Here is a 26,982-nt window from a genome sequence, read left to right as displayed (position 1 = left end):
ACGCTAACGTCCTCCAAAGAGACTGACCAACCGAGAAAGCAGTCCCTTTCGGGCCTCCCACTCGATCATGCCGTTCAACACGTCCTGCTCACTTGCATCGCCATCATTCGCGCCGCCGCCTGACGTCTCGGCGGCGTGATCGCTGACCTCAGCCGTCCAGGCGGTGGGATCGACAAACATGCCGGTCGCATCGTCGAAGACCCATGCCTTCGCGCCGTTGTTTCCGACGCGCGCCATGCTATGTCCCCCACCGGTTGACGGTTGCCAGGCGGTCGCCAGAGCATCTCGCCCATTTTCGGTCCACCCGGATGCCACGGCGGCAACCTCATGAACCTCGCCAACCCCTGAGATCTGGAGATCCGAGGCGCTGATACCGGCAAGTTTCATCAGCCGTCGCTCAGTCGGGGTCACGAACATTCCCAGTTCTTCATCGAACACCTGGCCGTCGTTCCACGCTTCGGGTTGGTTTGCCGTCTGCGGCAACCGGCGCTCGCCGACGTCGAGCGCTTCGGTCATGATGTCGCCGACCGCATCGTTGGCAGAGTGTCCCAACCCGGCCTCGTGACCCATTTCATGGAGCAGCACCGAGAGTAGATCGAAGCGTCCCTCCGCTGGCCCGCCGGCGATCGCCTGCCACATGCCGTCGATCAAGCGGTACTCTTCGTTATCTTGAGGCGTGAGATCGACGAACCAGCCTCTCCCGGCGGCGTTGCGGTCCAGCCTGATTGCGCCAAACACGGCTTCGGCCAATCGGTCGCCCTCTAGATCGACGACCTGCAGGTCGATCGTGCCAAGGCGCGCCAGGGTTGTTGCATCGAGCAGTCCCGATTTCGCCCAAAGAGCGATGGCATCATCGAGAACTGAGAGTGCCTGTCCCCTGGTGACCTCGCCACCAGCGACGACCGTGTCGCCGGTCGCCGCCAACAGATTGGCCGACGTGTTGAAGGAGGGATCGTTTGTGCGGATCAGGTAGCGATCGAACGAGCTTGATCCGACACGCGACATTGTGCCGAAGCCACCATCGACCAGGGCGGCATTGAAGCCATAGGTGCCGACGAGGCCGCCATTCACTTGAATGCTGACCGCAGCGCCCTTGAAGATCACCTTCAGCGTATAGTCGACGCCTGCATCAAGGACACGACTGAAGGACTGATCGACCTTGTAGCCACCCTTGGCGCTGACGTGGCCGACAAGCACCTTGTCGCTGGCAACATCGAGGGCGACGAACTTGTAGTCGTTTGGACCGTAGCTGTCGAAGACAATGCCGCCAATGCCCGGGGTCGAGAGCTTGGCTTCCAGCTCAAGGTAGGAATCGGCCCTGAGCTTGGTGCCGAGGTTGAACGTGTTGATGGCAGCGCCCGCCGCGCCAGTAAGCCGGCCACCGGTGACAGTCCAGCCTGTAGCGGCCGTTCCCGTCATCGGGAAGCGCCCCGTTCCGTCGAAGTTGTCGGTATAGTCGAGCGACAGGTTCGGCGGCAGAATCTGAACCGAGAAATTGTCGATCTTCGATTTGGAGCCGTCATTACCGACGCCGACCATGCCGCGATTGAGCCCGACTGGCGCCCCGTCCTCGATCCTCGGCGTAAAGGTGTAACCGAACCAGTTCACACCTGCGACAGTGACAGTCACGTTGGTGCCGTTAACGGCGACCAGCAGGTCATAGGTTATGCCGGCCTTCAGTTGAACGGGCTTGTTCGACTTGACGACCTGATGCCAGCCGCTTGCATCGCGGTACCCCATCTCGATCTGATCGTTCGAGACGTTGATGCCAGCCCATTTGAAGTCCGTCGGCGAACGGTAGTCGAAGATGACGTAGGAGTTCGCTTTCCAGCCTGCCAACGGCTTCTGCGCTGTGATCTTGGCCGAGATCTCGAAATAGATCGGCAGGTATTGGTCGGCGTAGAAGACCGCCGCCGCCTGCCCCCACGAGGTCTCGGACTCGACCGACATCATGCCGCTGGAAACCGCGAACTTGCCCTCGTCGGCGGCAAAGACGTCGAGCGTACCGTCGTTGAAGTCGGCTGTGCGCAGCACGTCGCGCTTGCCGCCGGGAATGTTACCTGCCTGCGGATCCGTCGGACCGCCTGTCTGGTCTTGCCAGATGCCGTGATCCTTCTGGGTGACGAGGCCGAGCTCGCCTTCGACGCCACCCTGGAATTGCGACACATGGCTGTACTTGTCGCTGCCGTTGACGTTGCCGGTGTCCGCAGTACGGGTGATGTCGACGCCGTCGCTGAAAGCTTGGGCATAGAGGAAGTCAAAGAGCTGCGGCGGCACCTGCCGGCTGACCGTCGCGATGCCGAACGGAGCAAACGGCACCAGATAACTGTTGAATTCACCGACCCAGTCGATCAGGCGGTCGCCGCCCGTATTGCCGATCAGGATATCAAGCCCGGCACCGCCGAAGACGCGATCCTCGTAGACCGGATGCGTCTCCGGCTGATCGTTCATCCAGCCGTTGGTGCTGAGCACGTCGTCGGCATTCATCAGGTCGTTGCCCCAACCGCCATAGATGTGGTCGCGGCCGGTTCCGCCGACGATCCAATCATTGCCGAGGTCACCGAAGATCGCATCATTGCCGTCGGTGTTGCGGTCGGCGAAGGCCGTCGGCGTGCCGTTGGGTGAGAACGCAATTGCACCGTTGACCAGTGGGCCTTCATTGTCGACGAGATTAAGGAAATACTGGAACTGCGTTGGTGCAGCACCCGACTTCCAGACGCTTCCGTCCGCATTGAACAGAATGGCTCGACGCGGATCGTATTCGTCGTAGAGGAAGAATTCGCCGAGTTTGCTCTGCACTGGCTTCGGTGCATTCCAGGGGTCGGTGTCGGCGCCGAAGCGCAAAACGTCCCCCGGGTTCCATGGCCGGGTGAAATCGGTGCGTACCAGTCCAACCACCACGCCGTTTACGAAGCGCTGGGTATAGCTGAGCGGCAAAGCCTCGCCGCCGCCGACGGCATCGTCGCCGGCGCCGCCATGAATGAAGTCGTCTCCAAGGCCACCGAAGATGATGTCGTCGACGACATTGGCGTCGAACAGAGGATCATCCGCGCCCTGGGCATTCGGCCTCAGGTTATAGGGGGTAAGATCAACGGACTTCTTCAACTGTCCGCCGATGTTGATCGTTTCGGTCTGTACCTGCCCGGGCGTGAAGATGAACTCATTGAGCACGTCACCCTGGCTGGTGCGGGTGTCGGGATCAGTGGCAAGGAGAGCCAGGACGCCGTAGAGCGGCTCAGCATAGGTGGCACTGTTGCGGCTCGTGAAGATGCGGCCGTCATCACCGAGAATGCCGTCCTGGCCGGTACCGCCAGAGATCCAGTCATTACCCCAACCGCCGATCAGATCGTCGTTCTCGGCGTCGCCGAACATCCGGTCGTGCCCGCCGCCGCCATAGGCGACGTCATCGCCGGTTTCGCCATGGAATTCGTCATGGCCACCGATGTCATTCTTCGCCCATAGACCGAATTCGTTTCGATAGGCAGGATCGTTCGGGTTCGTGCGCGAGAACAGGTCGGGACGGAAATCCGGGCCGCCCGGCGTGTAGTCGAGGAGATGCACGCCGCGCACCACGATGCGTTCGGCGCCGGAGCGAGTCGGATCGTTCAAATCATAGTTGAACTGGACGTAGAGCTGCTGGTTTGCGAGCCCATTCGGGTTGATGTCGACGCCATTGACCCCGACGATACGCACGATGTTGCCGTTGTCACCGACCATGGTGTCGGCATCGCGAGCATAGCGTGCAGCCGCAAGGGTGCCGTCGCCCGGAAGGTCGAGGTCGTTGCGGTCGATCTCTCCGCCCGTGCCGCCGAAGATGTAGTCGTCGCCGTCGGGTCGTGAATTCGCATCCGTCAAGCTAAAGAACGACGAAGAGCCGCCGATCAGATCGTCCTGTCCTAGACCACCAAAGAGCTGATCATCTCCGCCGCCGCCTTCGATGTAGTCCTGGCCGTCACTTGCGGCGGCGAAGGATGTGATCACCGTCAACGGGCCGATCGGGTCGGAAGCGCCGCCCGAAGTTCTGGAGGCGCCCACATGCGAAGTGCCGGCAAAGGCAAGCTCTATGCCGCCGTCGCCCTGGATGACATCGTTACCGAGCTGGCCGAAGATTTCGTCATGGCCCTGACTGCCGGCGATATAGTCGTTGCCGAAGCTGCCGACGCCGGCAGTACGATGGTCGAAGGCGAACGTGTGAAGGGTCGCGTAGTCGACCGCATACTCACTCCACCATGCGGCACCGTCCGGATCGCGGTAACGGCGTGCGATACCGTCGACCAGAAGGAGACCGCTGTTGTCGCCGGTGACGGTGCCAAAGCCTGCCGGGATCGGCCGATCGGTGCGGCTGTAGAGCAGCGCGCCGGCCAAAGTCTGGAAGCGCTTGCTGAACGTGTCGTCGACCAGATTGCCGTCTGCGCCTCCCTGGCGGCTGAGATAGACGTTGTCGCCGAAGATGCGGTCGTCCTGCTGATCGCCGTCAAGCATGTCATGGCCGGCACCACCGACGATCACGTCGCGGTCAAGCCCGCCGAACACGATATCGTCGGCGCCGTTCTGCAGTTCGGCCGACTTGATCGCCGTCACGAGCACAAGCTCGGTCGTCTGGATTCGCTGCTTGAGTCCGGACGGCAGGTTGGGATCGTCGACGAACATCTCGATCACGCCGTGGTCGGCAAAGATGATGTCGTCGAAATCGCCGAGTACGCCGGCGGCGGCAACTGCGCTGGAGCCGTAGCCAAGATGCGAAGCGCCGTCACCGAAAATCAGGTCACGACCAGCCTGCATGAGATCGCGGACCGAAGATTTAACCGGCTTGATCGTGGTGCCGTTGGTGTCGGTGTTCGGGTTGGCGGAAGGCAGCGGGCTGTTATCGACCGTGTCGATAAAGAGTTGACGCGTGAAGATATTCACGTTCACGCCACTGTCGCCATAGATATGGTCAACGCCGCGATTGCCGATAATGAGGTCGTCGCCGGAGCCGCCGGCGAGATGATCGCCGGCCTGGCTGCCATAGATCGTGTCGTTGCCTGCGCCGCCGTAGATGGTCAGGCCGACACTGGGCAGATTTCCCGCTGGAACATTGGCAAACAGTGCACTGGCATCGATAATGTCGTTGCCGGCGAGCTTGTAGGGGTTGGCGAGCGGGAAGACCCATTCATCGTCTTCGTTCTCACCATCCTGCAATTGCGGGAAGGGATCGAACGGTTTTTCACCGAATTCCATGCCGAGCACATTGTGGGCCTGGCCGGAATACCAGATGCCGTCCTGGCTGGTGTCGCCATAGATGACGAGCGGTGAGTTCGGACCGGCACCACCATTGACCTTGATGTAATCCCCGCCGACGCGCTTGCCGCCATCGAGCGTTACATCATAGCCGAAGACGGTAAGCTGGACACCGCTTGCCGGTGTCAGTGCCACGTTCTGCAGCGTCATGATGGCAGCGTTCAGCGCCTGGATCGTAAACGGTCCTGCATAGCCGCTGACATAGACCTTCTGGCCGACATAGAAGCCATCCGCCAGCCAGCTCCCAGAGCTGCGGGTTAGGCTGTTGGTAGCAACGTTCATCGTGCCGGAAGCCGTGATCGTGCGTGCTTCAGCGACATGCAGAGAGCGTTCGGCATAGCTGTTGAACGCATCGGCCGGTAGCGTGACGCCGGCCCCCTGCCCGACGTGGGTGTTTGGCGCGCTCAGCACCAGGGCACTGAGATCGCCCCAGGTCAGAGCAGAATTCGGCGGCGGCGGGAGCGTTGCATCGACGATGGCAAGGATCGTCCGGGTGTAGGTCTCACCCTCCAACTGGATGACCTGGCCAACCTGGTACCTGTCTTCCGACCAGTCGCGCCCGTCGAGGCGGGTCACGACGATTGAGCCACCGCCGGCACTGGCAATGTTCATCTTGCCAGCGCTTTCGAGATACATGTTGCCGCCGCCGTGCACGAGCGTCAGGCCACCATGCGCACCCTGCACATAGAAGCTCTTGACCGCATCATTCTGGGTGGCGAGCAGCACGCCTTCGAGTTTCAGCGAGAAGCCGTCATCGGAGATTTCGATGATGCGGAAGTCTCGCTTGCCGTTTTCATCGATCATGGTGATGAGGTGACCGGCAAGATAGCCCTCGGCGGCCCACTTGATACCGTCCTGACGGGTGACGATGCCGCCGGTATAGGTCGGGTCGATGCTGACGTCGGTGACCACCGTTTGCAGGATCGCATTGGTGACCGGGTTGATACGGTTGATCGTCCTCGGCGCATCGCTGACCAACGCGAGCTGACCGCCGACGACACGCATGGTCGAACCCGAAATCGAGATGATCTGGTATTCGCCCTTCGCGAAATCTTCGTTGATGCTGATGAAGTCGCCGACCGCGAAGCCGGTCCATGCACCGCCGTCGGTACGCACGATGATCCCGCCGGCAATCGTCTGGGCGACGTCGACGGATTTGTTGACGGTAATCACGTCCTTGTCGATCGCGGTGATGGTCAGCGAGCCGGTGGCAACGCCGGCAAGCGACGAGCCGCTAAGAACCAGGATCGAATTGTCGTTCGGATCAGCGCCTTCCTCCGGGTGCAGCGGATCGATAAGGGCGTCGTTGATCGCGACAACGGTCCAGGTGCCTGCCTGCCCGGCAATCTGCACGGTCTGTCCAACGAGGAAGCCCATGGCCTTCCAATCGAAGCCTGCGCGGACGATCGTGCCGCCATTGGTGCCGTTCGCGGTTACCGTAAAGGTATTGGTGACCTGAACGGAGGGGGCCGGATCAAGCGTGCCCTGAATGACGAGGCCGTCGTTGCCCTCGCCGAGCATAAGGTTGACGACCTCGATTGTGCTCTTTGTGGTGTTGGTGCCGAACTGACCGTCGGCGCCGACGCTGATCTTGCCGAAGCTGATACCGCCTGGGAAAAAGCCGGATTCACCGAATGCCGGGTCGCCGGTGACACCGAGGCCGAGGCTCAGATCGTCAGCCATGTTGAAGCCGGTCAGCGTCGTCTGCGTCATAACGCCGTCGACATCTTCCTTGCTCGTGTCGTTGAAGATGTTGAGGACGTCGATCTGTTGCGATTCCGGCGGTTGGGCACCGATCGCGATCAGGAAGTCGTCGGCTTCACCCGGCAGTTTCAGGCCGTTTTCCAGGGAACGGTCGGCACCCGTCGGGCCGCCTTCGACAGCCAGCGGTCCGCGCAGCTTAGAGAGATAGTGGCCCGAGACCGGGAAGACCTTCACGCCTTCGCGCGTGACGGGGATGTCGTAGTTATCGTCCGCCTGCAGCACCACCGTCTGCTGGACAGAGTAGTTCCCCGGATTGAACGTTGCGACCGCAGCAGTCCGCAGAACCTTGACGCCCGCAAGAGTGCTGCCGACCGGCAGCAGTCCAGCGTTCTCCGATGTGATCTGGATCGTGGCGTCCTTGGTGTCGTTCTCGCCTCGGATGATCGCGATCTTGAAGTTGCCGATGACGTTGTCGGCGGCGTCGAAGACACGGATCCACTGGCCTTCCAGGAAGCCAAATGCGAGCCAACCGTCCGCATCGTCGGCAAGGCCGGCGATCGTCAAACGATAGGTGGGTGCGCCGTCCTCGATGACCGTATGGAACTGGATATTGCCCGTGAAGGCGCCTTCGCTCGCGAGATCCGAGAGGATGACATCCGCAAGCTGGCCGCCGGTACCGAACGTCCGATCGACCTTGATGAACTTGCCATCAACCGTGTCGATTGCGGTGATGTAGTAGTCACCACTGTTGCCGCCGGCGTTGCCGATGCGGATTTGCTGGCCGACGAAGAAGCCTTCGTCGACGAAGCTGCCAAGATCGGCGCCTGTGCCGCGGGTAATCTTGCCGTTGAGGCCGTCATTGCTGAAGACCAAGTTGCCGTCGAAAATTTGCGTCGGCCTCAGTCCGCCGATCACCGTATAGCCCGAGCCGGGTGTGACGGCGACGCCATTGACGCTGACGACATCCGCCAGTCCATCGGTGACAATCGCGACCTGCACGGTGGTACTGGGCGCCTTCGTCAGCCGGATCGTGTAGTCATCCGTGTCGCTGCCATCGGCATTGAGGAGCGTCGTGCCACCGCTTTCGAGGACGACTGCGCCCGCTGTGTCGTTGTCAATGACTTCGATGTCGATGTAACCGGGGCCGGACCGCAGGTTCGGGAAGACATAGTCGTGGTCGGCGTCGGTCGTCAGAACATCGTCGCGCTGGAAGTAGATGACTGCCGTATGCGGATCTTCGCGCGGGATATCATCACGTGCCTGCACGCCGATGCGAACCGGATCGTCCCAATTCGTGTGGTCGAAGGTCAGCCGCCAGTAGCCATCAGCATGTTTGTACATGCGGTCGCCGACCGAATTGAAGATGTTCGTCGGATCGTCGACATCGAAGATCTGGATATCCTCGTCGCTTGCCTCGTTGAGGAAGAGCTTGACGACGATGATGTCGCCTACCTCCGGTGCCGTTTGAAGCTGAACGAGGATTTCATCTGTCAACTGAGTTGTCGGGCTACCTTCAATGACCAGCGACCGGCCGTCTTCGATGTTGGTGCCAGGCGCAACCTCGGTGGCATATATGCCGGGTGTGTCGTTGTCTCTGACCAGCACTTCGACATTGCGGACGTCTGCCGCGTCGAAGGGGTCGCCATCGGGGTATGCGGCATCGATATCGATGACGTTGGTATCGACCCCGCTAAGGTCTGAAATCACGCTGTGCTGAATGACGACGACGCGGTCGCCTTCTGCCCTTGGATCATCCGGCGCGTAGACGTAGACCGTCTGCGGATTCATCCAGTTGCTGCTGTCGAACCGCAGAACCACCGCGCGATCCTTGATGATCTGCGGGACGCCATTGACCATGACAACATGCTGGAAGTCGCTGTCGGTTACGGTTACGCCCGGGTTGACGGTGGACAGCCAGATCGTGTCGCCAAGGCCGTTCGGCAAGGGCGTCGGGTTCAACAGCGTGCCGTCTTCCTCTTCCTGCGGCGAGCGTGCCGCGGACACCGTGACATAGACCACCTGGCCGGCAAGCGGGGCGATTGCAAGCTTCACCGTGTAGCTGTCGACGTTTACTGGACCGCCTTCGCGCACGGCAGTAAGGCCGCCGGTTTCGTCGATACGGATAATGCCCTCTTCACCAGAAGCAACGTTGTAGTCGAAACCGTCGACCAGCACGCCGTCGTAAAGCGCGTCGCCGGATGCAACCAGATGATCGACGGCACCGGAGGCGCCTTCGAGTTCGCGGGTCACGATATCTTCTGTCACGTCGCCGGCGACGTTGATTGTGTCGGACCCGAGGCCACCGATAACGCGATAGGCAACGCCGAAGGCCGTAGACTGGACGAAAAACTCATCGTCACCCTCGAGACCATCGACTTCGACCACTTCGATCGTGGTGTAGCGCACATTGAGGCCGGCGCCGAAAATGCCGCGCTCGGTGATTGCAAAGTCGTCCGCAAACTCCGTGCCGAGGATCACGAGCTTATCGAAGCCCGTGCCACCGTCGACGGAAACCGGAGCGTTGACGTTGTACTGGACCTCGTCCTCCCCGCCGCCGGCGCGAATGTCGGGCGCCCGTGCGACAGAGAAGCCGAGCCCGATGATCGGCATCGCAACGCCCTGATCGTCGAGCACGATCACGTCATCGGTGTAGTCGTCGGGGGTGGAATCGGCATCGGCAAAGTTGATGACGCCATCGCCATTGGTGTCGAGGGTAACCGCCGGCAGGTCGTCCTGGTCGATCGTGCCGTCGCCATTCCAATCCTCGTTGGCCACAGCGGCGATCGCAAAGGCGCGCACGATGAACAGGTCGTTGTTGTCGTCGCCTTCGAGCCTCAGTTCAGCCTGATTCGAATAGACGCGGAATTCGTCGTTGCCGGTTCCGCCCTGGGCGACCAAGGGTGCGCTGATGCCTGGGCTCAACCAGCCGCGGGTCGTCGCCACCATGTCCGGGAATACGTCCTGGGCGAGCAAGCCGCCGCCGAAGAACGGCGTTGCGCCATTTTCGGGATCATCAGTTCGCTTACTGCCGAAGATCTGCCCGATCTGGAAGGAATCATCGCCCGCTCCACCCTGTAGCGAAACGATGGCCGTAGTGTCGTCCGAATAGAAGTTGTCGTTGCCGCCGAGGCCCTCGATGGTCACACGTCCGTTGAGCGCCGTGTCATAGTTGATGCGCGCGCTTTCGTTCGAAGGTTCATTGTCCTCGATCGTGTCCGCATAGGTCGTGGGCTGGCCGTAGACCATTGCGACATAGGCTGGCCGGTCGGCCATTTCGTGCGGCAGGTAGTTTGCACCACGCAGCAGGAAGATGTCGTCGATCAGCTTGTTGCCGCCCCCATCCTTGCCGTTCAGTGCCGAGTTGTAGCCATAGATGTTCAGCGCATCGACGCCGTCGTTCGACCGCCCGGTATCGAGCACATTGATGACGTAGTTGCGATTGAAGTCCGTGCCGGCATTGCCGAGACCCGGATTGTTCGAGCCGAGCGTGTAAACCTCGTAAAGGTCGCTGCCGGAGACACCATCGAGCGTCAGCGTATGTTCGGCCGCAGTCGTCATATTAGGTGACGTCTGCGTCGCCGTGTCTTGCAGATAGTAGACGGTGAAGCGATCTTCTCCGTCAGCAACCGTCGGATCGAGCGTTTGGCTGCCATAGACCCGGGTCTTCGAGCCGAGGAAGATATAGCCGGGGCTGCCTTGAGTGTTGGTGCCGCCGGCGCCCGAGGGATCGCCGAACTGGATCGTGTCGACATCCGTATTGCCGAAGATCCAGGTCAGATTCGTCGCGTGCGGTGCAGAGGTCTTCGGTGTGGCGGTACCGACGGGCGTTCCATTGCTCTTGTTGCCGGGTGTTACCGCTGCATTGGCGATGATGCGCCCGCGCAGCAGCATGACAGAGCCGAAGCCGATATCGGCATTGGCGAGGAAGTTGATGGTCTCATCGAAGGCGGTGACGTCACCGTAGATGTCAATGCGCTTGGCAGCCAGGATCTCGCTGTTGGAGTCGAGCGTGACGTTGTCGCCGACGCGCAATTGCACATTGCCCTTCTCGGCAAAGATCTGCCCGTGCGGGATGGCGCGTTCGGCATCCGCCTGGAAGGTTGGGAAAGTGGTGCCGTCTTCGGAGAAGCGCGCGCTACCACTGTGCAGGAGATCAAGGTTTTCACCCTGGACACCCGTCTCGCGAACGGTGATGCGAATGTCGCCGTCATAGGCATGGGCGAGCACAAGCCTCAGATTACCGGCACTTTCGCCGGGATTAGCAGGAGCTTCCGCCAGATAGATATTGTTGCCGGCTTCGAGCGCGACGTCATCATTCGACGAACCGCGCGATGAATCGATCTCAAGGTCGTTGGTGAAGGCTCCGATAGAGCCGCCGCCATTAGCGTCGAGATCGATGCTCTGGCCCATAATGTCAGCAAAATCGTCGCCGGCGCCGTTGTTGCGGGCGTCGAGGATCGAGCCGGCAACTGTACGCAATGAGATGTCTCTGGTCGTGTGAACGGTGTGGACGAGGAGGTCGCCGACGACTTCGTCGAGGAAGATGCCGAGCGTGTTATCGGCGGTCGTGTCGAACGCCCTTAGCACGCCGAGGCCACCGACGCCGTTGCGGATATCGACGTTGATCTCGAGGAAATCGGTCGGCAGGCCGATGCCGCCGAGCGGTGAATTGATATCGAGCAGCGTCGGGTTGAGAACCTGTGCCGCGACTTGTGCATGGTTCGGGTTGAAGAGACCGACGCCGGCGGCCATCGTGATGTTGCGGCCGGCGACATCGGCTTCGGCGTCACCTTCTGTGAGGCCACGTGCATCCAGGATGCGCCGCGGCGAGTAGAGCAGCACGTCCGACGCGGTCGACTTGATGCGCTCGATCCGCATGTCGCCGGTCTTCTCGCTGAGCGCAATATAGCCGTTGGTCACCACATCGATATCGCCGTTACCGGCAATCTCGGTGATCCCGAGAACGTTGATGGTCGTTGCAATGGGTGTCGGATTTGCCGCTGCGACGATGATATCACCGCCGGCGGCGACCGCTCCGGCCTGGAGACCATGAAGAGTCCGGCTGCCTGTCGCAGGATCGATCCCACGGAAGTCATAGGTCGAGGCGATCGCCGTATTGCCGGTTCCGAAGACACCACGGCTGAGCGGTTCGGGTGCGCCGCTGTCCGGCCGGAAGAAATTGTAATGCGTGAGGCCGGCCGCCTGGCTCGGCGCCTTGACGAGCACGCCACCGGACGCGCCGGCTCCGCTTTGTTCGAGGCTTGCCTGCAGCAGGACATTGGCGGTGTCACCGGCGCTGATGCGGTCGATTTCGACGATGTAATAGCCGCCACCGAGATTTTCGCGCAGCAGGGCCTTGAGATCGAGATTGACGTTCTGAACGGCATCGACCGTAAAGGTCTCGGCCGAGATCAGGCTATGCTGGTTGGTAAGCGGCCCGCTCGGCGAAAGGTTGATTGCGACACCTGCGAGCGCATTCGAAAGGGTGTTTGCCAGCCGGACGCTCAGGCCATCGGACGAAGCGATGACATAGTAGTAGCCTCCATCGACGAGCCCGCCGATTGCTGTGCTGACGGCGTCGTAGCGGACAAGCTGACCGGTGTAGAAACGATTCTCGTGCCCGAGGAAGATTTGCTCAGTCAGGCCGCTAACGCGGCCGGTATCGAAGCTGATGAGTTGTGGCAGGCCGGCGCTGTCGACGATATCGACGTTGACGCGGGTTCCCGTCGTGCCGACGTTTTCGTCCGCACGGATATTTAGGATATGCGTGCGGATGAGCGATTCCCGGCCATCGCTGCCGACGACACCTCGATCATTGGACGCGAAAACGGATCCGTCGGTATTGACGATTGTGGTCGTCCCGATCGGGTTTTCGATGGTGCCGTTGATGTAGATATCCGACCGACCACCCGTGTCGGTGATTTCGATCAGCGTTGGCGCGACCTCGCGTTCGATGTTGAACGTGAGCGTCACCGTCTTCGTCGGGTTCAGCCAGGCGAGTGGCTGCTCGTCAGTGACGACGTCGATATTGTTGATGATGATGTCCTTGTCGGACTCGTTGCGGATCGTGACGCGCTGCAGCGTATCGCGGAACGTCCAGGTGCCGCCGGAACCGACCATCGTATCGGAATCGAAGACGACGTCGCCGGGGCCGGGATTGTGGATGTCGTTGACGACGATGTCGTCGCTCTGGATCGTGTCACCCTCCCCTTCGCTACTGCCGCCGCCGCTGGCGCTGTCGTTTACGGTCACTTCGACCGCAACGTCGATCTGTCCGTCCGCCCCGATGACCAACTGCTTGACGACGAGCTCGGGTGATCGTCCGGAGAGAATGAGGACATCCGAATTGAAATCTATCTGCTGAGGCCGGTCGTCCGGGCTGCTGCCATCGGAGCCACCGGCAGCGAGCGATCGCTTGCTGTGGTCGGCGTCATCCGTCTGCGAGATCGAACCGTTGACCGTGGAAGCATAGAGCGCCAAGTGTTCGTTCGAAGCAGCCGGCTCCTGCGGATAATCGGGATGGCCGAGCACGGCATCGGCGTTGTTACGCGGGCCGGCGGTCACCAGAGCGCCGGCGGCACCGAATATCTTCGACGCCACGTCAGTGTCGTTGTGCGCGTCGGAATCGACGAAGCCGAAAAGACCGGTCGCGCGAGCGTACGACTTGGCGTGGGTCTTGACGTTGTCGTAGCGCGTGATGAGATCGACGCCTTCCCAACCCGTCAGTTCGGAATCGGCATTGATATGCACTTCCGCTTTCGGCCGCGCCGTCAGCGTGCTTTCGGCTTGGCCCTCGCCATAGAAGCCGGCGCCTCGGCCGTCGCTACCGGCGAAGATGTCGAAGCGCCCGACTTTGGCGCTGGCAACGGCCCGCTTGGCGCTCAGAACAGCCCGGTCGCCGAGCGTTGCGATCGTGTCCGCCTGATCCGGATCGGGGTTCGGATCCGCAACACCGATATAGACATGGGTGACGGCATCACCATCACCGCCGAAGCCGACGCCCGAACCGGTCGACTTGGCGGAAACGCCGGCTTCGGAATAGGCCGTCAGCCGTGCCAGTTCGCCGGCGACGACGATTGCGTCGGTGCCGACCGTTGCGGCACTGTTGTACTCGATCCAGACTACGGTCGTCGGCGAAGCCAGGCCAACGGCGCCGCCGGCGCTTGCATGCGACGAGGCTCCGGTATTCACATTGGTGCTGGAAGCAATGGTGACGTTCTTGCCCGCGACGATGCGGGTGCCGGCGCCGACGGAGGCGACGCTGTCGACGTCCTGGTAGCTGTTGGCATCCGCGTCGCCGACGGCGACGAAGCCGCCGGTGCCGTTGACCGCATGCGCCGTCGTATTGGTGATGGCCGATGTGGTGATCGAGACATCACCGCTCGTTGTTACAAGCGTCGCCGATATCGTGGCGGTCACGTTCGGATTGCTGGTGATATTGGCGTCATTGCCGTTGACGCCGACAAAGCCGCCACCCGACCCCTTTGAATAGGCCGACGACACACCGTCGCCAGACTGCGGCGCGATTTCACTGAGAGAAACGCGCCCCGGACCAAACAGGAATTGCCCATTTGCGGCCGAAGTCACGGCATCGCTGAGATCAATGCGCAGCTGTTGTTCGCTGGTGGCATCGCTCGATATATCGACAGCCAGCGCGCCAATCCGATGATTGGCATAGGGACCGGAGAGCCCGGTCGGCGTCAGCGTCATCTGGGTGCCGCCGGTCGGCGCGTCCCACAGTTCGAAAGTATCGTCACCGGGGCCGCTGACGCCACGAACATAATAGGTCTTGCCGCCTTCGAGCCCGCCAATGGGCAGATTCTTGGCATTGATCAGCGAATGGATGTCGTCGGCGGTCTTCGCCTTGTTGGGCGTGAGCGTGATGATCGACTGATCGAAGGTCTTGGTGAGCGTCGTTTCCGTGACGCTGTTGACGACCGACAGGATCAATGTGCTGCCGCTGACGCCGGTAACGGTATAGGTACCGCTGTTGGCACCGGCGCCGCTGATGAACAGAGTACCGGTTCCAAAGCCGAAATCGGCCCAGTTCTCGCCATCGGTGCGGATGATCCGGTCGCCGGCCCCGTTGCGGACGAACTGAACCTGTTCGGTGACAACGTCGTTGCGTTTCAGTTGGATCGTGGTCGAATTGACGACGTGGACGCGGTAGGTCTGGCCATCGGACAGCCCGCCGATCGCCGTTCCGGGCGCCCCCGTTTCTGTTTCAACGTTATAGACGACGTGCTCGCCCTCGCTGAACCCATGGTTCAGTGCGTTGCCGTTGTCGTCGAAGAAGCGAATGTTGTCCTGGGTGCCGTCGTCGATCGGCGAACCATCGGGATTGAGTGCCGTCGGATGGACGTCGACCTGCCGGCTGACGAAGGTCTTGGCGTCGGGCGCGTCATAGGTGACGGCCATGCCATTGGTGAACCCGTGACCGGAGATGGTGATCTGATTGCTGGCGATGTCGTCGGGCTGGAAGTTCTTGAAGTAGTTTTGCGGGTTGACCGCCTTGTCATGCGTATTGACCAGTTTGATATGGGACTCGTCGATAACCAGAACGTAGTAGAGATTGCCTTCGGTCAGGCCGAAGCTGTTGATCGTCTCGTCCGGCCCGGCGTAATAACGCACGGCATCGCCGCTGCTGAAGTTATGCGCGCCTTGGAAAGTAATAATCTCGGTTTCGGAATCGATGCTTGCGGCATTGAAAGTCGAGCCGAAGTATAGCTTGTTCGGGTCGATATTGCCGCCATCGACGACGTTGATGACATTGTACTGTCGATTGACTGCAGGATCTTGCGGATCGGGCCAGTTAAGACCGGGGATTACCGCGCCACCGGTGCCGGCATCGTATTCGACCGTATCGCCGGTTACCAGGCCGTGATTATTGACGGTGATCGTGTCGGCGACACCGTCGGCATCGACGACCGCATAGTCGGGCTGCGTTCCTGGAATGGGCGCGGCAATCGCCTCGACGGAAATGTCACCCGTCGCATTGATGACGCTGCCCGTTCCGATGCTGCTGGAAACGGTCGGGCTGACATTGGTGGTCGCGTCGGAGTCGCCGGCGCCGAAGACGCCGCCGATCGTCACACCGACGACTTTGGAATCGCCTTCCGTGTTGGCGAGCGCCTTGAGCCGGACGTGGCGGGCCGACTGGATGGAGGTGTTATTACCGATGGTCGCTGAGACCGACGATGGGCTGGCCGTCGCCGTTGCACTGTTGACCGTCAATGCGCCTAGCACGCCGCCACCGGTCGCTTCGGCAACCGCAAGTGCGCCGTTGATTGCAAGCGCATTGACGCCGATATCGCGAACCGAAACAACGTTGGCATTCATTGCCGCATTCGACTGGCCATTGGCCGTTGCTTCTGCATCGGTCGCGCCGACTGCGGCAGCACCGAAGGAGTTCGCCTCCGTGTTGGCGACGGCGTAATTGCGCAGCCGCGACTTGATGTCGATGTCGTTGGTAATCGTGAGGCTGCCGCCCGCCCCGATCGAAGCGTTGACGACCGCGTTCGCCTTGGCGGTGGGAGCCGCGCCTTGGCCGCTGATCAAACCGCCGCCCGAAGCTTCGGCATAGGCTCTCGCGCCACGATCCGTGGCCGCTTCGCCGGAGAAGTTGTGGGAGGCCAGCATCACGATGCCGCCAGCGGTAACGATGGCGTTGCCGCCGATCAGCGCGCTCGTCGTCGGCACAATGTTGACCGTCACGATGCTCGTGCCCACGGCGCCGAGGCCGACGCTCAGGGAGAAGACGTCGCCCTTGGCGTCGTGGTTGGAGATCGCCTCTAGCGTAACGGTGCCAGTCGCATCAATGTTTGCGTTGCCGAGGATCGAGGCTTCGACGTTTGTTTCGACGTCGATCAGCACGAAATTGAACGTGGCTCCAATCGCGCCACCGGCAAGGGCAAAGGTCTTCGCCTTGGCGTCGATGGTCGAGTCCGCATGAACAGTGATCGCGCCAACCGGGTCGGTCTGGCCGATCTGGCTGTTGGACCCGATGGTCGCCAGGGATTCGATTGTGCTGTCGTCGGTGTCGCCGATATTGAGATCGACATAAGAGGCGCCGGCGGCGACGAGACCAGCCTGTACGCCCGTCGTCGTGACATCGAAGTCCTGCTTGTTGGACGCGGTGATCGACAGCAAGCTTGCGTTGTCCACCACGGTCCCATCGAGCAGACGCGCCTGCACACGGCTTGTGTCGTTGATGACGATGACCGAAGCGCCAAGGCCGACGAATCCGCCCTGGATGGCGACGGTCGTGACATCGACTTCTTCGTCGAGCTCGGCCTCGACCTTGATCTCATTGCCGGCAGCGAGATTGCCGCCGGCCTTGGCCTTGACCTGTCCGGATACGTTGAGCACCGTTACCGCCGCGCCGGCGCCAACCAGGCCAACGGCGGCGTTGCCGATCAGAAGATCGACCTTCATGTTCTGGCGGGCGACAACCAGGATGTCATGGCCGGCCTCGACATTCGCACCAGCTTCGATCGTGGCGGTGGTACCGTGTTCCTCATTCGTCGGGATCAACGCGGCATCGAGGTCCGCGCTCGAGAAGAACGACGGGGCGTTCAGCCGGTCCGATGCACCCTGCATGTTGTCCCTGACACGGGAGTCCGCGGTGCGAGAGTTTCCGTCGCCGCTGAAACCGGTCATCTGGCCGGTCAGTTCGCCGACGCCGCCATCGGTCTTTTCGCCCGCATCGGCGGCCGCATTGTCGCCGCCGCCCGTGGTGGCATCGCCGGACGTGCCTTCCTTCTCGTTGGCGTAATCGTCCTTGAAATCCTGGCCGATCGACCAGACCGAGACTGACGCGCCGAGACCGACGACGCCGCCGACACCGCTGAAAGCGAAGCCCTTGAGGACCTGGATCGAGTCCGCGCTGACAGCGACATCCTGCCGTGCGAGGATATCGGCATTCGCGCCGATCGAGGCGGTCGTGTCGTTCTTGATGCTGCCGAAGTCGATGCCGCCACCGATGCCGACGAAGCCGACGGCCGCCGAACCGGCGAAGGACGTGATGCGAACGGCGTTGGCCGCGTTGACATAAACGCCCTGGCCGAGGCCGACATTGGCCGGATGCAATTGATAGTTGGCAGAGCCCTGGTTGATCGCGGCGCCATCACCGATGGCAGCCAGTGTATCGGAATCGACGATGGTTACGCTGACGGCGCCGGCAATACCGACATAAAGCCCACCGGCGCCGGCGACGGCGATATGGGTGACGACTTCGGACGATTCCGCCTGGACGATGACCCCATGGGCCTCACCCGAAAGCGTCGAGAAGCCGGTCGGATTGCCGCCGCTGGTGGTGATGTTGCCGTCGAGCACAGTCGCAATACCTGCGCCGTTGCCACGCGCATCGATCGAGGCATTTGCGCCGATCGTCGCTTCGGTGTCCTTGGTGACGTGAACGACGCCGACGGAACCCGCGGCGCCACCGCCGGAAAGCCCAATGGCAACCGCGCCCGAAACGATCGTGAACTGAGAGTCGTCCTTCGCCATAACGGCGACGTCACCACCGGCCTCGACGGTGGAATCCCCGATGCGGGCAAAGGTGTCGGCATCGATCGAGACAACCGAGACGCCGCCCGCCAGGCTGACCGCGCCGCTGAGCGCCAGACCGGCGGAGACGACGAGAACCTTCTCCTTGCCCGTCGCAACGACCGCGACGTCATTGTTCGCATCGACCAGCGTGTCGTTGCCGATTGTTGCTGTTGTTTTCGTCGTGACAACTGACACGTCGACCGCCGGAGCGGCAGCAGCAGATCCGCCGAAGGCGGCACCTGCACCAACGCCGAGATGGCTGAAATCGCTCGCTGCGGCGACCAGAACCGACTGCGCGCCATTGCCGCTGCCGCTCATGTCCTGGTTGATACGGGCGCCCTCGCCGATCAGCGCGGTGGTTGTCGTGTTGAGCACGTTGACCGCCGCACCGACGGCGACACCAACAGATCCGCCGCCGCCAACACTGATGGCCGCCGTTTCGATATCGTCCTTCGTGCTTGCCGAAACTGCAACGCCGCGGAAGCCGCCGTCAACGGCGGCCGTCGCCGTCCGCTGCTGGGTCAGGCCTGGATCGGTCGGCGTCCCGTCATCGCTTTCGTCCTGGTCAAGGTCGTTGAACTGGCCGAGGTCGCCGCCCCCTTCCTTGATCGGCACGCCCGCTTCAAGGCTGTCCTTGCTGACCTGGCCGTCGGTCTTAGGATCGTAGCCGTCGCCCATGCTTTGCGATCCGGCAAAGCTGATATCGAACCGGCCAGTGCGTGCAGCCACGCTGTGCTGGCCCTCGCCCGTCACGCGCGCGTCTTCACCGATGAACGATTCTGTCACTTTGTCGACAACCGCCACGCCGGCAGCGACGCCGACGCCGGCGCTTCCGCCAACGGCAACGCCGCCGACGATCAGGTCGAGTTCGGTCTCGTCGATCGCCTGTACAAGCACACTGCCAAGGGCGCGCACATCGGTCAGGCCCGCATTGGCGATGCCGTCGAGCGGATCGTCGCCGATGAAGGCACGGGTGGTCATGTCGAAGACGAAGACGTCCGCCGAAACGGTGATGCCGGCCGTGGAGGCACCCCCGGCCGCTACAGAGAAGGAACCAACGTCCTCGTTGCTGGTGGCCTCAACCTTGACGTTGCCGTCAGCGTCCATGTCCATGCCGGAATCGATCGATGCCTGCGTGGTTTTGATCAGCGTCGCGATATTGACGCCGGCGCCAACTGCGGCACTACCGCCGGAAATGGCCAGCGAGCCGGCAACCGTCAGCAGATCGGTCTCGCCATAGGCGTAGACGGCAACACTCGGATTGTTTGTACCTGACTGAGCCGTAACCGCAGTATTCGAGCCGATACGCGCGATCGTCGTTTCGGTCAGCACCGTGACTGCGACAGAGCCCGCCACGGCGGCGCTGCTGGTCGACACACCGCCGGCGGCGGCGATCGTGATCACGTCCTCGGTGGAAATCGCCGAAACATCGAGACCAATCGGTCCACCGGTTTCAACGTCGGCCTGGCCGTGGATCTCGGCCTTCACATCGTCGATGTGAACGAAAACTGTCCCAGCGATCCCGATGCCGGCGCCCTGCCCGAAGGCGATACCGCCGGCGAGCGCAAAGATCTTGGCGTCGCCGGCTGCCTTGACGGAGACATTTCCGCCCGCATGAAGCTCGGACTTGTTGAGCGCTGTTCCCGTTTCGACATAGGCTTCGGTTGCGGTGTCGAGTACGACGACACCGACCGAGGCGGCGACGCCCGAGCCGCTGAGGCTCAAGCCGAAGGTGGCGGCAATCGAGGTGATGGTGTCGTATGAATCGGCGTTGACGAGGATATTGCCGGCAATTGCGCCGAGGTCCGCCGTCCCGCCGACCCAGGCGCTGGTATTGCGAATGATGACGTTCACATCGAGACCGATGCCAACACCGGCATTGCTGCCGCCGGACAGTCCGATGCCGCCTGCACCGCTGACCATGGTCAAGATGTCCGTCGCCTCGACGGTCACCCCGCCATTGCCGTCGAAGTCGGAGCCGTCATTGATGAAGGCATGCGTCTCCATGAAGATGACGTTGACGCTCGAGGAACCGCCCACCGCCGTTCCGTTGCTTGCCGCAACGCCGGCGGCAAAGCTGGTCACTGCCAAATTGCCGATGACAGGAAGGCTCTCCGTAATCGGCAACAGTTCAGCGTGCGCCGTGACACCGATCGCCCCGCTCGCCTCGGCATCGACGCCGGTTCCGACGTCGGCCTTGGTATTGAGATCGTTGACGATATTAATGGAAACCGCAACGCCGACACCGGTGCCGCCATTGAGGCTCAGCGCCGCGCCACCGGCAATGCTCTGCATCTCGCTGACGCTGACGGCATTGATCGCAATTGCGCCGGCGTTGGCATCGAGATCGGTATTGTTGCCGATGATGGCACTTGAATTGACGTCGAGATAATTGATCGCGACGGAGCCGCCGACGGCGGTGTTCTTCGATACGGCGCCTGCCAGTGCCCGCGCCTGGAAGGTATTCCTTTCGCCATCGGCCGTAATTGCCCGTACCTTGATCGAGCCAGCGGTGAGATCGGCGCCCGAATTGACCTGCGCGGTATTGTCGAGCAAGGCGATGTTGAGGCCGACAGCGGCCGCAACGCCGGTATTGGCACTGGTGTTTGTCGCCGTCGCCGTACCGAGGGCACGCGCGTCGGTGGTCATCATGGCTGTAATTTCCATCGCGCCCGAAGACCCGATCACAACATTGCTTGCAATCGTCGCGGTGTTGTCGGCGTCGAGGAAATTGACAGCGATCGTTGCGGCGACACTGGTCCCGCCCTGTGTCGACTTGCCGGTCTCGTTTGTGCTCTTGCTATCGGCGGTGCCAAGGCTGCTACTGCCAGATTGGGTCGGCGCCTTGGAGCCGCCACTCTGGTTCTGGGCCATACTTGTCTGGTTGCTGGTTTCCTGATCGGAGTTTGCCTTCGAGGTGTCATTGCCCTTGGCGCTGGCCTTGGACTCCGCCTTCGTGTCGAACGTCGACATGGCGGTTACACTGACATTGTTGGCGCCGGAGAAGTTTCTGCCGACAAAGGCGTCGTTGGTTACTTCGGCGATGTTCAAGGCGAGGGAAACGCCGACGCCGACATTGCTGCCGGCGGCTTCGCCGTCGCCGAGCGTGTGGATCGTGCTGGCGTGGGTCGCCTGGGCGGCGAGATTGCCGTTCAGCGTGATCGCACCGCCGGCACCCGTGCCGATATGAGCATCCGTGTCATTGTCCACGTAGGTGACTGCAATTGCACCACCAACGGCGGTGTTGCCCGCAGCACCCGCCTTCGCTGTGGTCGTGACCGTATCGTTCGAAGTGGCAAAAACCTGGAAGTTGCCGGTGTTGCCGCTGACCGTTTCGCCGTTTTCGATCCCGGCGAAGGTCGTGTTGAGCGAAATGCCAAGCGCTATCGACGCGCCGACGCCCGTGCTTCCCGAACCGCTGCCGGCGCCATGGGCGGTCGCCTCTGTCGTCGATTTGGTTGTGTTGGTTGCCTGCAGGCTGACATTGCCGCCGGAAAGCGTGACGGTCGTCGTACCGCCACCGCCATGGTCGAACCCAATCGTGCCGAGCGTAGTGGTGTTTGCAACGCTCAACGCGAACGAACCCGCCACGCCTGTGTCGCCGCCGCTCGCACCTGAAGTGGATTCCGCACCGAAATTGTGCTCGGCATTGCCGCCGACGGTCTTCATCGTCGCCGAAGCCGTCAGGCCGTCGGCCGTGATATGCGCGCCGGCGCCGACCGAAGCTTCGTTCCGCATGGTCGCGACGTTGATGGCAACGGCGACACCGACGCCTGTGCCACTGCTCGTTGTCGTCGCCTTGCCGTCGCCGGTGGCACTGGCATTCATGTTGTTGGAGGACTGGAGTTGAAGTTCTCCTGTGCCGGCGCCCTGCCCAGCAATGATCGTGACGCCGTCACCAATCGAAGCAACGGCAAGCGACGAAGAGACGTTGAGGGCGAGCGCAGCGGCGACGCTCACCTGGCCGCCGCCGGTACCGCCCTGGCTCGTCGCGGACTTGTCACCGGTGTTCGTCTTGCCCGATTTGTCGTTGGCGAGTTGCTTTTGCTTGTTCTTCTGGTCGTCAGCGGTCGTATTGCCGCTGTCGCTTTCCTTATCCTTGTCCGCGCCTGCAGCGCTGGCTCTAGCCTCGACCGCGCTGGCGCCGTCACCGTGGGCCGAGAAACCGACATTGCCGTCGGCAGTGATGTTGCGGGCCGTAGTCGCAGTCGCACTATCATCGACGAATGCAAGCGCGATAGCGGCTCCGACCGCCGTATTCCCGGCGATTGCATCGCCGAGGGCCGAAGTCGTGCTGGCGCCATGGTGGGTTGCGGTCGCGCTGAAGGCGCCGTCAAGGTCGATAAGGCCGCCGGTGCCGAGCTTTGCCTCCGTCACATTATCGGCAACCGTGATCGCGATGGCACCGCCAACGCCGGTCCCATCTTCGGCTGTCGCGCCGGATTCCGCTGTCGTGGTGGTCTTGTGGCTGCCCGTGGCGCTGAGTGTCAGGTCATCGAGGCCGGTGAGGATAACGGACGTTTCGACCTTGGCCGATGCCGTGTTGTCGGCTGCGTTGATGGCAAAGGAGGCTCCGACGCCGGTGCTTGCACTCTCCGCATCCGCCTGAGCGATAGCACTGCTTTCGGACGTGTTGGACGCTGTCAACGAAGCGTCGTCGCTGCTGAGCGTGACACTGGCTGAAGGTCCGATCGCGGCTTCCGAGGTTGCGTCCGACACATTGAGCGCGAAGGAGCCGGCAACGCCGGTATCACCACCGCTGGCTCCCGATGTCGAATGGGCCTCGAAGATGTTCTTCTGATCGCCGCCAACGTTCTTCATGGTTGCGGATAGGGTAACGCTGCCGTCGGCATTGACGATCGCGCCGTTGCCGATGATCGCCCTGTTGCTCATGTCTGCAACGTTGATCGCCACCGCGGCGCCGACCGCAGTGCCCGAGGTTTCGCTTTCGAGCGTCGCGCTGCCATCGGCGATCGCCGCGGCATCCATATTGTTTTTCGCTTGCAGGCTCACGCCGCCGGTTCCGGCGCCGTCGCCGGCCGTCACGGTGCGGCCATTGCCGATGCTGGCCAGCGCTTCGCTGTCGGACACGTTGATTGCAAGGGCGGCCGCCACGCCGACATCGCCACTGCTGCCCCCCCCGGTGTTGGCAGTCTGACCCGTGCTGTCGGCATCGCCGGATTTGCTGTTGGCGAAGTCTACCTGCTTCTGCTTTTGCTGATCGGCCTTGGTGTTGCCGTCGGCGGATTCGTCGTTCTTGTCGGCTCCCTTGGCGCTTGCCTTGGCTTCCGCCTTGCTAGAGCCGTCGCCCAATGCCGACAGGCTGACCGAGCCGTCAGCGCGCAGATTCCGGTTGGTGGTCGAGATCGCGCGATTGTCGACGAAGGCAAGCGCAATCGCCGCGCCGACCGCTGTCGATCCGATAGCGGTGCCGTCGGCAGTGGTCGTGCTTAGCCCATGATGGGTCGCTGTTGCTGAGAAGGTACCGGTTATATCGAGCTCGACATCATCCGTCCCGAGCGAGGCGCGGGTGGTATTGTCGATCACGTCAATCGCGATCGCGCCGCCGATGCCGGTGCTGCCGCCAGTGCCGCCGGCTTCCGCTGCCGTCTCGGACTCATGGCTGCCGGTTGCCGAAAGCGTCACGCCGTCTGCGGCTGTGACCGTCGCACCGTTTTCGATCAGCGCGTTCGTGTTGTTGTCGATGATGGCGAGCGCCACCGAACCGCCGATGCCGGTCTCGCCGGCCTCTCCGAGATCATCGCCGTTCGGGGTCGCTGCGGTCTCGGCATGGGTGGTTGAGGAGGCAGTCAGAGCCAGGTCAGCACCATTGAGATCGACCGATGCACCAGCCTCGATCACGGCCTCGACGTCGGTCATGATGATGCTGATAGCGAGAGCCCCGGCGACGTTGGTTTCGGCGCCGCCTGCCCCGGCTTCGGCCGTCACGACGAAGCTGTCGCCCGCGTTCAGCGTGGCATTGAGGTTTACGGCGCTCGCCGTCAGATCGGACGTACCGGCGACATAGGCGCGGGTGGTGACATCAGCAATGCCGAGCGCGACAGCCACACCAACGCCGGTACCGGCGCTGCCGGTGGCCGAGCCGTCGGCTGCTGCGGTCACGCTCTCGGTGGAGGCCGCTGTCAGGGCGAGCGTGCTTGCTGAAACAAGGATGGAGCTATCGATATAGGCTTCCGTGGTGGTCCGGTAATCGGAAACCGTGACCGCACCTGCGAAGGTGATGTCGCCCCCGCTGGTCGCCGCCTTGTCCGAGGTATTGCTGTCCTGGTTCGGGTCGGCGAGCCGCTTTTCGGATTCGCTTGTGCCATCGCCCTGGTTCGAACCGCCTGCGCTGGAGATCGCAGTGGTGGAGACATTGCTGGTCAACGTCGCGCCGAAGGCAACTGTATCGGGCAGGTTACCGCCATTGGCGTTGAGCGACGAATTGCCCGCCATATAGGCGCGCGTCGTTGCGCTGACTTCCGAAACGGCAACGCTTGCGCCCTTGGAGCCCGAGCCGCCATTCGCCGTTGTTGTTAGTGCCAGGTGGGTGTCGGCGGTCAGCGCGACCGCGCCGGATACGTTGAGGGAGCTGCCCCCCAGCACTTCGGTGATGGAATCGCTGACAACAACCGTCACGGAAACCGCCGCATCCTTGGTCGTGTCGTTCTCGCTTGCGTCGCCTTCGTCGGCCGCAGTCAGCGAAACACTGACCACACTACCGCCCGTCAGGCTCGCTGCCGTCAGAGTAGTGTTGTCGAATTTGATCCTCGCCTCCGGCAGAACGGTGACGATGACGCCTTGAAGCGGTCCTACCTCCGCTGTCGAAGCCGATACGGTTGCATCCGCCGTCGCCGAGATCTGCACGGCCCCAGAGGCGGTGATGGTCGCGCCGCTGAGGTCGATGATCGCCTCGGGTGTCGCGAAATAGGCGCCGCCGGTGATTTTTCCGTCGTCTTCGGCGAGCGCTACAAGGGTAACCGTCGTCGCCGAAACATTGCCTGAAATCGTGATCTTTTCGGCATGAACCGCCATGGCACCGAACGTGTTCGTCCCCTCGATGAGGACTTCGTCCTTGCCGTCATCGCCGGCCGTATCGGCAGCGTTCTCGCCAAAAACAGTAAAGCTTGCAGCCCCGAGATTGACGCCGCTCACCGTCAGGACATCCTTTGACAGGAGCGGGATGCCGAGGTCGGCGCCAAGTTTGATTGTCAGGCTGTTGGTGGGCTTGGCGAAAGTGACCTTCTCGAAGGTCGGGATCAGCGACAGCGATTCGAGCGTAAGCGTGCCGTCGCCGTTATCCTTCAACCGTGCTTCGTCGTCGAAATCACTGGTCGCGATAACGCGATCGGCGACGACCGTATTGTCGGTGATCGGCTCCAGGCCATCGTAGCGCAGAACCTGACCGTCCCGAGTGATCGTGCCGGATGCAGGACCGGTCGCAACGTAAGTGACAGAATGGAAAGTACCGCCATCGAGAACGAGGCTGTCGAACCCGCCGGCGCCGCCATCCATGACGCCAGTCAGTCCACCACCAGCCGAAACGAAGAAGGTGTCCTCGTTATCGGCAGAACCTCTGAGATTCTCAACCTCGACGAAGGACACCCCTGAAACGTTGCCGGAGTTCATCCCGGTTATGTTCCAATCGGTGTCTTCCGGAGGTCCGATCACTGCGTCGCTGCCGGCCCCTCCGCTCAGCAGGACCTTGCCCGAAATGGCGTTGTCGAAACCATTGTGGACGAAGGTGTCGTCGCCAGCGCCGGTGTCGATCGTCAGCTTTAGATTGGGGGAGGCGAAGGTGTAGGAGACCAGCGCGTCGCCATTGATACTGTCGAGCGTCGAGAACCCATCTCCCGGCGTGCCGGCATCGCTGAGGCGCAGAACCTGCCCCTCGCCCGTCACATCGGCAAAGATCCGCTCCTGCGCAGTCGTCGCGTCGGTCACGGTCGAGACGCCACCGATACCGATCCGATGGCTGATCTGGTCGTCGACGGCGGTGAACACGCCGGACCCCGCGCCATCGGCCGCGAACTCGACGAGATCGAACAAGCCGCCGGCCAGCGAAAGCTTGTTGTCGCCGTCGCCGCCTTGAAAATCGATGTCGAGCGCCTGAAGGAAATCCGCGCCAAAATCGATTGTCAGCGTATCGTTCGCAGCAGTGCCGGTTACCCGGATATAGTCGATTTCCGCAGCATTTCTCTGCGCAACGATGAGGCTCGACCGGTTATCGTAAATCTGGACCGCCTGGATGAGGTTGTCATAGCGCAGGCTGTAGTCAGCGCCGCTATCGCCGACCATGTCCACCGCAAAGGGCATGATATCGGCCGACAGCAGGTAGCGGGGCTCAAGCGTCTCAAGCGCGAGCCCGGGCAGATGGCTGGTCTCCGAGCGGGGTTTGAAGCTTCGCGCCTTCCTGCCACTAAACCAGCGGAAAAGGCGTTCGATCAT

The 26,982-nt window shown here is 62.0% G+C and carries 1 protein-coding gene; it reads right to left on the bottom strand.

Features of this window, described 5'->3' with window-relative positions; translation table 11 throughout:
• Nucleotides 1-3 precede the first annotated feature (3 nt).
• A complete protein-coding gene (locus PWG15_RS25135; protein WP_275026816.1) occupies nucleotides 4-26,982 on the bottom strand; it encodes an LEPR-XLL domain-containing protein in 26,979 nt (8,992 codons plus the stop codon).

The organism is Ensifer adhaerens, from assembly GCF_028993555.1.
Lineage (GTDB): Bacteria > Pseudomonadota > Alphaproteobacteria > Rhizobiales > Rhizobiaceae > Ensifer > Ensifer adhaerens_I.
This window is presented reverse-complemented; position numbering and strand designations above follow the sequence as displayed.

Excerpts from the sequence above, each read along its gene's own strand:
- PWG15_RS25135 (WP_275026816.1), bottom strand. The coding sequence starts at position 26,982 with ATGATCGAACGCCTTTTCCGCTGGTTTAGTGGCAGGAAGGCGCGAAGC.